The sequence below is a fragment of the Streptomyces sp. GESEQ-35 genome (assembly GCF_017948485.1).
Taxonomy (GTDB): Bacteria; Actinomycetota; Actinomycetes; order Streptomycetales; family Streptomycetaceae; genus Streptomyces.
This window is the reverse complement of the sequence record NZ_JAFFSX010000086.1, coordinates 1-1007: the sequence shown is the minus strand read 5'-3', so window position 1 is coordinate 1007 and position 1007 is coordinate 1. Positions and strand designations below refer to the sequence as shown.

Genomic DNA, 1007 nt, shown 5'->3' with positions numbered 1-1007 from the left:
CGGCACCGACACGGTCGACGAGTGCACCTCCGCGGTCGGCACCGTGATCCCGGAGGGGTCCCCGGACAAGTTCACGGCATCCAGCGACAAGCGCTGCTGACTGCTCGCGCCAGAGCACACGTTCAACTGAACACCCGGCTGCGGGCGTGCTCCCACCAGAGCGCCCCGGCTGTCTGCCAGACAGCCGGGGCGCTGCGCTGTGCGGCCCGTGCCGGTGCTCGGCCGGCATGAGCAGGCAGAGACCTAGCTGACGGGGTCTGGACGGATTTCGGACGTGCACCCCGCACGATCGACGCCTATGGCCGAGGACTGGCCGAGTACCTGCTGATATGCGAGCGTGAGGACGTCGCCCCGGTCACCGCGAACCGCGCGCATATCGCCGTCTAGGTAGGGGAGTTGGCTTCGCGACGGCATCGGCGGGGCGCGAATGTGATCTCGATCGACTCCGGGGCGGGACTGGCGAACGCCACCCGGCAGGCCCGCTGCACGGAATGTCCCTCACCGGCCATCACGCGGATGGCTCGAATCGCCTTTTGGAGAGCTCACCTCCCCGAGCAACTCGGCGGCCCGGCGGTGGATGGCCAACTCGGCTTCCAGTTCCGCGATCCGCTTGCGGGCCGCGGCGAGTTCGGTCTGCTCCCGCGCGGTGCGCTCAACATCCTTTGGTGACGCGGAACTTGGCGGCGGGCCAGGGTTCTCCGCGCTCGGCGAGGTCGTGTCGGTGATGCCCGCTGAGACGGAGTACGGCTGTTTTGTTGTGGTCTTGGAAGGGGTGCCGGCCGAGCTGGAACACCCGGTCGACAGGACAGCCAGGGCACCCACTATCCCTATCGCTGCGTATATGGGAACGGGACGGGGGAGTAGGGCATGCGTGAACCACGACCTCGGTGCAGGGATTTCGAGAGATCAGGTGGCGCGGCCCGCGGAGGATGGGGTTCGGCCCGCGCTGCTCGACTGGACAGCACCGGCGGAGTGGGGGAGCGAGCAGCGCGGGGTAGAGCTGTCGG

At 68.5% G+C, this 1007-nt stretch carries 1 protein-coding gene; it reads left to right on the top strand.

The annotated features are described in order from the left end of the window. Nucleotides 1-429 precede the first annotated feature (429 nt). Complete coding sequence (locus tag KCH87_RS49940) at nt 430-669, top strand: hypothetical protein (protein ID WP_247197941.1); 240 nt, start codon at nt 430-432, stop codon at nt 667-669. Nucleotides 670-1007 lie beyond the last annotated feature (338 nt).